Genomic DNA, 10,393 nt, shown 5'->3' on the forward strand with positions numbered 1-10,393 from the left:
CAGAGGTAATTATCAATTATCCATTATCAATTATCAATTAATGAATTCTTCCTTCTTCCTTACCCTTACTTACAATACTAATGCTACCGGACTTGATATAATTAATTAAAGTGTACCTAACCATCCTAAAAAGTGCTGTAAGAGATAACGGTTGCTTTTGAGCAATGACAGCAGGAGCAATTTTTCACTCTAGTTGTTCTAAATCTTTCCCCTCTACTAATTTTATGAAGAATGACTTAGAGAATTATTCATTATTTGGTTCAATTCTAACTTAACTTGCTCATATTCCATATACATTTGCTCTAGTAACTCTAATGCTCCTTCAGTCATTTTTGCTCGACCTAAAATTTCCATTTCTCTGCAAATTTCAGCTAAATTGTATGCTCCTATAGTACCAGCACTTCCATTTAGGGTATGAGCTTGTAATGTCATTTTTACTACATCTTTTTGCTCGATCGCAGTGGCAAGAGTTGCTAATTGTTTAGAGCTTTCTTCTAAAAAAATATAGCCCATATTCTGAAGAAAATCATCTGCATTTTCCCCAAACAGTTCTCGCAATCTGTCTAAAGCATCTTTGTCAATTGCAGGTTTAGCTGATTTTGAATTAGTTTGGCTAGAAATTTCGCTGTCAAAGTATTGATGTTTAACTGGATCGAACAATTGATCAAAATCTCCATTTGCATCTGAAATTTTGGGAGATGATTTAATTAATTGTTCATCCAAATCTTGAGATGATATTAGCTCTGTTTCTGCAAAAGTTTGAACTGGTAATGGTTGCTCTATCGCCTCACACTTAAGTAATGCTTGAATTAACTCTTCCACTCGAATAGGCTTACTGATGTAGTCATCCATACCAGCCTCTAGGCAAATTTCACGATCGCCTTGCATAGCATTGGCTGTCATGGCAATAATACGAGGTCGTTTAGTAGCATCCTGTTCAATAACAATCCGTTTTGTGGCTGTTAAACCATCCATTTCCGGCATATGAACATCCATGAAAATAACATCATAAGACTGACGATCTATAGCTTCAATGACTTCTATACCGTTGCTTACCACATCAGCATAGTATCCCATCTTTTCCAACAATTGTACTGCCAACTGTTGATTCACTATATTATCTTCCGCCAACAGTATTCTCAAAGGCAAACGAGCAGCCATTTCTGGATCGATTTCTAACTTTTGAGGAGGGCGAGATTGCTTGACTTTAATCGGCTGTCCACCGAAAACTTTGAGCAAAGCGTTGCAAAGTTCAGATTGCTTAATAGGTTTACTCAGCAGAGCAGCAAATTCACTTTCAAATTCGTTTAAATTATCTTCGAGGTATGCAATCGAAGTTAACATAACTAAAGGCAAGTCGCTATATCGAGGATATGAATGAATTTCTTGGGCTAAAGTTACACCATCCATTTCCGGCATTTGCATATCCAGAATAGCCAGATCGAATTCTTTTTGGTTATCTAGTTCCTGAAGTGCTTCCTCCCCTGAAGCCACTACCCTGGGATATATTCCCCAAGATTCCATTTGCAACTTGAGAATTTTACGATTGGTGGCATTGTCGTCAACAACTAGAACTTTCTTATCGTTGAGTAGAGACTCTGTATTGAACAAACGTTGATTAGTATCTGAATCAACGACTTCAGTTTTAATGGTAAAGTAGAAGGTTGAACCCTCTCCTACCTGACTCTCAACCCACATTCTACCTCCCATCACTTCACTGAGACGTTTAGAGATAGCTAAACCTAAGCCAGTGCCACCATATTGACGTGAGGTAGAAGAGTCTACCTGACTGAATGACTTGAATAATCGATCCTGCTTATCTTCAGGAATCCCGATTCCTGTGTCTTTGACAGCAAAACAAATTTCTGTATGGGTATCATCAAGAGACTTGGAAGTGATGGAAACTACAACTTCCCCTTCATGGGTAAACTTAATAGCATTTCCCAATAAATTTACTAAAATTTGTCGTATTCTGGTAACATCCCCAAGCACAGTATAGGGAGTCTGCACATCAATCATGTAAGCCAATTCTAAGTTTTTGTCTGCTGCCTTCGGAGCCAATAAATCCAAAGCATCTTCTACACAAATATGAATCTCAAATGGCTGCTTCTCTAACTCTAGGTTCCCAGATTCAACTTTGGAAAAATCTAGAATATCGTTGATAATCGTTAGCAGTGAGTTACCACAGTTGCGAATAGTTTCGACAAAATTCCGTTGCTTTTCTTCTAGAGGGGTATCTAAAAGCAATCCAGTCATCCCAATCACTCCATTCATTGGCGTCCGAATTTCATGGCTCATTGTGGCTAAAAATTCTCCTTTAGCTCTCATGGCCACAAGAGCTTGGTCTCGGGTTCGTTTTAATTCTTCTGCTACTTCTTGACGTTGTATTTCTCCACTAATCCACTGAGCCATCAGTTTCAAAAGTTCCTGATTTACTCCTGTAAACGGTGTTAAGCGAGGATTAAGGCTTGAGAAACTGAGAGTTCCATAGACTTTGCCATCACAAATTACACGAATTCCAATGTATGACTTTAATCCAAATGTAGTATGGCAGGGATGATTATTCCACTCAGGGGTATTCGCAGATTCAATACAAAGTATTCCTCTGCCTTGCATGGTTTCTTGGCAGTAAACTTGTTTGAGTTCAAAAACTGCTCCTTTAATCGTAGCTTTACTGGGAAGTTGAGCCTCAATAACCTGATAGCGATCGCCTTGTATCTTAGAGAGAATTCCAATCTCCATATTAAAATTTCTTCGCCCCATGGCTAGCAATCCTTGTAACCGTTGCTCAAAGCTGCGGCCTCGAGCTGAAGTAATTTTGTATAGAGCTTGGATAGTTTCTTTGCTTTTCTGAAGTTCTTGCATTCTTTGAGCCATTTGAATCGCGATTGTCAAATGTCCTGCAATTTCGTCCATGAGTTCTAAGTTATTATCTTGCCAATATCGAGGGGCACGACACTGATGAACTATTAATAAACCCCAAAGTTGATTGGTGCTGGCTGGAACTTTACCATTATGAAGTTTGGGATTAACATCTTGATCTGGAGCGCAAAAAATCGGCAGAACCAGATTAGCTTTAACTTCAAACTGCTCTAGCAGTTGGCGATGACATTCGGTTAAATTTGCTGTTTGAATATCATTGACACTCCAATGATAACCATTCTGATAACGAGTTACTTCACCATTTTGGAAACAGGTATCTTGAATCTCTAGATGTAAAGTAGGTGTCCATTCCTTACCAACAGATTCAGCCACAACTGTACCACTCTTGTCCGCAGAAAATTGGTAAACAACGACGCGATCGCCATCCAACAAGGAGCGAACTTCTGTCACTGTTGTTTCTAGAATTGTTTGTAAATTTAAGGAAGAGCGAATCTGATTAGTAATCTTTGTCACGAGTTTTTCTCGCTTAACTTGTATATCTAGTTCGCGAGATTTTTCTCGTTGTTGTTCTAACTCATTCTCTTTGACTTTTTGAATTGTTTCTTTACTTTCCTGAAGTTCTTGAACTTGTTGAGCCATTTGAATCGCCACTGTCAAATGTTCGGCAATTCTGTCAATTAATTCTAAGTCAGTTTCTCGCCAGTTTCGGGGAGCGTAACACTGATGAACTATTAATAAACCCCAAAGTTGATTGGCTGGATATGTATTGTTTTCAAGCTTTGAGTTAATGTATTGACTTTGAAGGCTAAAAATTGGTACAACTAGATTAGCTTTGACTTCAAACCGCTCTAGCAGTTGGCGATGACATTCGGTTAAATTTGCTGTTTGAATATCATTTACACTCCAACGATAACCATTCTGATAACGAGTTACTTCACCATTTTGGAAACAGGTATCTTGAATCTCTAGATGTAAAGTAGGTGTCCATTCCTTACCAACAGATTCAGCCACAACTGTACCACTCTTGTCCGCAGAAAATTTATAAACAACGACACGATCGCCATCTAACAAGGTGCGAACTTCTGTCACTGTCGTTTCTAGAATTGTTTGTAAATCTAAGGAAGACCGAATCTGATTAGTAATCTGGGCTAAGAGTTGTTCTCGCTTAAATTGTATATTTAGTGCGCGAGATTTTTCTCGTTGTTGTTCTAGCTCACGTTCTTTTACTTGTTGAATTGTTTCTTTACTTTCCTGAAGTTCTTGAACTTGTTGAGCCATTTGAATCGCCACTGTCAAATGTTCAGCAATTCTATCAATTAATTCTAAGTCTCTGTCTTGCCAGTTTCGGGGAGCTTGACACTGATGAACTATTAATAAACCCCAAAGTTCATCAGAAAGATTCCGTTGTGCATTTTTTTCAAGATTTGAGTTAATGTATTGCCCATTAAAGCAAATAATCGGTACAACTAGATTAGCTTTGACTTCAAACCGCTCTAGCAGTTGGCGATGACATTCGGTTAAATTTGCTGTTTGAATATCATTTACACTCCAACGATAACCATTCTGATAACGAGTTACTTCACCATTTTGGAAACAGGTATCTTGAATCTCTAGATGTAAAGTAGGTGTCCATTCCTTACCAACAGATTCAGCCACAACTGTACCACTCTTGTCCGCAGAAAATTTATAAACAACGACACGATCGCCATCTAACAAGGTGCGAACTTCTGTCACTGTTGTTTCTAGAATTTTTTGTAAATCTAAGGAAGACCGAATCTGATTAATAATCTTTGCCAGAAGTTGTTCCCGTTTGACCTCAATGTTAAGTTTACGAGTTTTTGCTCGCTGTTGTTCTAATTTTTCATTTTGAAGGCGTTTAATTGTTTTAATAAATCTGTAAACAATTATTAATACTATAGAGATTGTGAACGCTGCAATCAAAATAGTAATTAGCAACCATTTATCCTGTATGAGAATAGAAAAATCAGGTAAAGTAGATGAGAAAATTTCCATGGTATTTTGATCTGTTAAAGTAACTACAAGAAAAAAAATCAAAAAGTTTGGTAGAAAAGGGTTTTAAAGAAATTGGAATAAACATGAATGAAACCCTATACACTTGGCTAGCTTATTCAGGGAAACATTAAAACCCTATTTATAGTATTTTACGACTTAATCCGCTACAATGATCCTTAAAATTTGTGTTTTTATTGTTGTTACTGTAATTTCTAAAGTCGTGAAGCGCTATAAAATAGACCTAGACTCAATTTTTTGGCCATCATAGACATACTAGACCCATGGGTGTTAAATATAGACTACACAGACTTTTAAAATACATTCCACATTAGAAAATGTAGTAGTTTGTCTAGCTTTATTTTGTGGGTAAGATAACTGTGAAAACACTGATTAAAAGCATTCTCGGAGCAGCTTTTTCACCCACAATTGTACTCTAGATGTGCTAGTAACTATAAAAAATAAAGAGTCAGTAGTCAGGACAAAATAATGGTCAGTAATCCAATAAATAAATTAAAGTATAAATACTTAGAGAGATAGCAAATTTTGCTCTACTTTAGTATATTACCAATTGTCGTTTTGATTTATTTTTCTAGTTTAGCAGTTTTTTCAGGTAATTAGGTAGGCACGAAAAAGTTTATACCAATTTAGAGCAACTGGAGTAAACAATAGTTGCTGCTTTGCATTTCTGTTTCTGTAGCAAAAAAGTTTTGATAATAAATATCTCTAATAATAAACAGTAAAATAAATTATTGAACATAAATTATCAATTATTTCCCCTTAATGTTTGCTGTATTTTAGTCCCGATAAAATAAAAAGTTTTTTTACAAATTTGTAAATATGGAAACTAATTTGTCACAATATAAATAGATCAAAGGGTACGAAAAATCATGAAGGACAAATTATGGAATCAGCTTATGTTTTATGTCTAATTATTGGTGGAGCATTTGTAGCACTTTCGGCATTTGCTGGTCTGGATGGTGTAGATTTCGACCAAGACTTTGAGCCAGACCTAGAAATTATTGACCAAGAAAATAAAAAGGATAATACTTCAATATATCATCAGCCTCGTCGGCGTTTATGGTTACCATTTTTTAGCTTGAAATTCTGGACTTTTGGTAGTTGCTTTTTTGGCTTAACTGGAATTTTATTATCCAATCTTTCTACTAGTCTTTCACCTACTATAATTGCCATTATTTCTATAATTGTTGGTATTTTATGTGGAACAATTATGGCTTATGTATTATATACCTTAAAAAATCGCCCCGCTGATAGCTTGGTGCGTAGTGATGATTTGCTAGGTCTTTCGGGAACAGTTGAAATTCCTTTTGATAAAAATAGTAAAGGCAAAATCCGAGTAAATGTTAAGGAATCTATGGTGGCATTTATTGCTTTTACTGAAGAAAATAGGGAATTTACTAGGGGAGAAAAAGTGTTTATAGTAGGAGTGGAAAATAATAGAGTATGGATAGTATCACAAGATTGGATGGCTAGGTCATCTGAAGGGAAATCTTAGGATTTTTTACCTAGGAATAAATGACGATGAAAAATCAAATTTTAATGCTAGCCTATATCTCAGTGGCAGTGGGAATATTTGCTGGAATGTTCATAGTTTTGTTATTGTCAATTGTTCGTCAACGACAAGTTATAAATAGTCTAGTTAGCCCTCAAGATTTTTTGGGTTTACCTTGCACTGTAGAAATTCCATTTGATGCTCATAGTAGGGGAAAAGTAAACCTATATATTAAGGGGTCTAATCTTGAGCTAATTGCCCGTACACAAGAATCTAAAGAATTTACTAAGGGAGAACAGGTATTTATTGTGGGCACGGAAAATAATCAGGTGTGGGTAGTTTCCCCGTCATTTTTTCATAACCATGAATAATATCATGTTTGGTAAAACACTTATAATACGGCTTCATGGTTGCCCTTTAGCGCTAGAGGCATATTTCCAGCCCTAAAGCGCAACTACAAGCTCAGATTTTTTCTAACTAATTATCCCAACAGGATATAACTAAGTCAGAAGTCAACCCACCCCTAACCCAACCCACCCCCAACCCCTCCGAGGAGGGGAGCAGGAGGGGAAGTCAGAAGCGAGTGTGTAATTCTGAGGTCCCCGTTTCCTCCGGAAACGCTTCGCGAACAGAATGTAAGACACACTCAAGACAGTCAGAAGTTAAATTATTACTTTGTTATTTTAACCAAACTAGAAAAAATATTTAACTGATAACTGATTAAAATGTGGTTTTTTAGACCCAATAATTTTGACAACTAACTAAGTTAAAATTCAAAAGTATTGATAAATTTTGAAACTTGTATTCAGTTAATTTTGTTACTAAAAAAGAAGAGAGAATAATGATTGATATATAATCTGTGTGGTAATTTATTTTAATTTCATTTGAGCCAGAAATCTATTAATTAATTGCACACTTTGTAACGAGGAAATTTAGCTAATGAAAAGTCAGTTTATTGAGTCAGGGAAAACCCAAATAACTACAGTAGAAATTGCACAAGCTCCCAGAGCTTTAGAAACAAACCAGTCTAATAGCTTCACAAAAGAAGTTAATACAGGTTTGCCCATCGCTCTATCTATATTTGGAGCAGTAATACTAATCTGGTTTATCAATACATTCATACAAATTTGTAAACCTAATGAAATTTTAATTTTATCCGGTCGTAAACGGCGGACAAAAGAAGGCCAAACTGTTGGTTATCGCGTAATCTTTGGTGGCAGAGCAATTCCCATTCCAATTCTGGAAACAACCAAAACAATGGACTTGCGAACAATGCCAGTCCCTGTAGAAGTGAGCAATGCCTACTCCAAAGGAGGTACCCCACTCAATATTCAAGCGATCGCTAATATTAAAGTGTCTAACGACCCCAAAGTGGTAGGCAATGCCATAGAAAGATTTCTAGACCGCGATCGCTCAGAAATCACCCGTGTTGCTAGAGAAACCCTAGAAGGCAACCTGCGGGGAGTTGTCGCTACCCTCACCCCAGAACAATTAAATGAAGACCGTCTCCAATTTGCCGAACGAATTGCCGAAGACGTGAGTCGCGACTTAGCTAAATTAGGTCTGCAACTAGACATCCTGAAAATTCAAAGTGTTTCCGATGACGTAGACTACCTAAACTCCATCGGCCGCAAACAAATTGCTCTGATTCGCCGAGATGCAGAAATTGCTGAATCTAATGCCAAAGCAGAAGCAGAGCAAACAGAAGCAGACTCCAAAAGAGAGTCAGAAATTGCCAAAACTCAGGCAGCTACATTAATAGTTCAGAAAGAAAACGAACTTCGCAAAATCAAAGCTGAATTGGAACAGCAAGCACGTTCAGAAGAAGAACGAACTATAGCAGCAGGCAAAGAAGCCAGGGCAAGAGCAGAACAATTATTGCAAACAGTCCGCGCGGAATTAGAAAGGTTACGTCTGGAAGCAGACGAAGTATTACCAGCAGAAGCGCAACGACAAGCAAGAGAATTAATCGCTAGGGGAAATGCTGCTTCCCTCTCAGAAAATGCTCAAGCTGAAGCATTAGTTAATGATATGTTGTCGTTAGTTTGGCAGGAAACTGGTAAGGATGCTGCTGAGTTATTCTATCTGCAGCAAATTAGTATGATTTTGCGGGAGTCTGCTAAAATTCCAGGACAAGTTAAGCTGGAAAATGTTAAAGTTATTGATAGTGGGGATGGTAAGTCGATCGCTAGCTTGGTAAATGCTTATCCGGAAATCTTCCGCCAGTTCCTCAAAAATGTTAATCAAACCCTTGGCGTTGATGTGACAGGTAACTTCAGCAGTCAGAATGGGAAAAAAGTTGAATTTCTAGAAGCTCAAAAATAGAGTTTTCTTAATTTAACATTGCCTCACAAAACGTTATTCTAAGTATACGGAGTAAAAAAAATCATGGAAATAGTATTAGCATTACTAGCAGTTTTTGGTCTAGGAACTGGTGCGGGTGTATTTGTAATTCGCAACCTTTATTACATTTGTCAACCAAGTGAAGTCCTAATTTTTGCTGGTGGTCGTAACCGTGTTGGAGACACCAAGAAGAAAGTTGGGTATCGCCTTGTTAAAGGAGGTAGTAGCGTTCGCGTCCCCCTATTAGAACAAGCTTTCCGCATGGACTTGAGTAATATGATTATTGAACTCAAAGTTAATAATGCTTATTCTAAAGGTGGTATTCCCCTGACGGTAGAAAGTGTGGCCAATATCAAAGTTGCTGGTGAGGAACCTACTATTCATAATGCAATTGAGCGGTTACTAGGAAAATCTCGCCAGGAAATTGAAAAGTTAGCTCAGGAAACTCTAGAAGGAAATTTGCGCGGTGTGTTAGCTTCTCTAACACCGGAACAGGTAAATGAGGATAAAATTGCTTTTGCGAAAAACTTACTAGAAGAAGCAGAAGACGACTTGGAAAAATTAGGTTTGGTATTAGATACTCTGCAAATTCAGAATATTTCCGATGAAGTAGGATATCTTGATTCTATCGGTCGTAAGCAACAGGCGGAACTTTTACGAGATTCTCGCATTGCTGAGGCTAAAACTCAGGCAGAATCAATCATACGCGCTGCAGAAAATCAGAAGAATACTTCTCTGAAACAGATTGAAACTGAGATTGCTATGGCTCGTGCAGAGGCAGAAAGACGAATTCAAGATGCGATGACGAAACGGCAAGCTGTCGTAGCTGAAGCAGAGGCAGATATAGGATCTGAGGTGGCGCGAACTCAGGCTGAAGTTGCAGTACAGAAGGAGCGGATCAAACAGGTTGAACAACAGTTACAGGCAGATGTGGTTGCCCCTGCGGAGGCTGAATCTAAGCGGGCGATCGCTCAGGCGAAGGGTGATGCTGCTGCTATTGTGGAACCAGGAAAGGCTCAAGCTGAGGGTATTCGGAAATTGGCGGAATCTTGGAAAGCTGCAGGTGAAAATGCGCGGGAGGTTTTTCTGTATCAAAAATTGGAGGAGTTGTTGAAGATTATGGTTTCTACTGTGCCAGAGGTAGAGATGGATAATGTAACTGTGATTAATTCTCAAGGTGGTAGCAATGCCACAAAAATGGCTGCTTTCTTTGAGGAATTAAAGCAAACTGCTGGTATTGATGTAGCTGCTACCCTGGAAAGTCTGACAGCAGGAACGGATCAAGCTGAACTCAGAAGTAAGAAGTAAGAAGTTAAATTTTTACTGTGACTAAATTTGAGAGGCGTGAGAATATCCTAACCGTTTTGGCTTGCTATAAATCGGAAAAATTAAGTATCCACTCAATATGATGGGGTAGGCAATGATTTATAGCTGCCAAGACCAACTAAGAGAATTAACAGAAGAGGGATACTGCTGACGCCACGCTCCGCGAACGTAAATAATAATTGCCAGAGAGGGAATATTTTTAATCTAAGAAATGCGTTGGCGGAACCTAGCGGCAGCTATATCGCTCTATTTACCATACACTATATATAGAACCCATTTGGTATCTCTAAAAAATTAGGCGATCGCTAACCTCTTAAG

At 37.9% G+C, this 10,393-nt stretch carries 5 protein-coding genes; 4 read left to right on the forward strand and 1 reads right to left on the reverse strand.

Translation table 11 applies throughout. From position 1 onward, the window contains the following. Window positions 1-222: 222 nt before the first annotated feature. A complete protein-coding gene (locus ACP6PL_RS25865; RefSeq protein ID WP_426548208.1) occupies window positions 223-4,896 on the reverse strand; it encodes a GAF domain-containing protein in 4,674 nt (1,557 codons plus the stop codon). A 901-nt stretch (window positions 4,897-5,797) separates the two neighbouring features. Between ACP6PL_RS25865 and ACP6PL_RS25870 the strand changes: the two genes are divergently transcribed. From ACP6PL_RS25870 to ACP6PL_RS25885, 4 genes are all read left to right on the forward strand, one after another. Then, window positions 5,798-6,409: an NfeD-like protein gene (locus ACP6PL_RS25870; protein ID WP_426548209.1), complete on the forward strand. Its 612-nt coding sequence runs from the start codon at window positions 5,798-5,800 to the stop codon at window positions 6,407-6,409. Window positions 6,410-6,435: 26 nt separating this feature from the next. Continuing rightward, on the forward strand, window positions 6,436-6,777 hold the full coding sequence (locus ACP6PL_RS25875; RefSeq protein WP_426548210.1) for a hypothetical protein: 342 nt from the start codon (window positions 6,436-6,438) through the stop codon (window positions 6,775-6,777). A gap of 568 nt (window positions 6,778-7,345) precedes the next feature. After that, window positions 7,346-8,731, forward strand: a complete 1,386-nt coding sequence (locus ACP6PL_RS25880) for a flotillin family protein (RefSeq protein ID WP_426548211.1) — start codon at window positions 7,346-7,348, stop codon at window positions 8,729-8,731. A 63-nt stretch (window positions 8,732-8,794) separates the two neighbouring features. Continuing rightward, window positions 8,795-10,057, forward strand: a complete 1,263-nt coding sequence (locus tag ACP6PL_RS25885) for a flotillin family protein (protein ID WP_426548212.1) — start codon at window positions 8,795-8,797, stop codon at window positions 10,055-10,057. Window positions 10,058-10,393 lie beyond the last annotated feature (336 nt).

This window comes from Dapis purpurea BLCC-M126 (genome assembly GCF_050015975.1).
Lineage (GTDB): Bacteria > Cyanobacteriota > Cyanobacteriia > Cyanobacteriales > Microcoleaceae > Trichodesmium.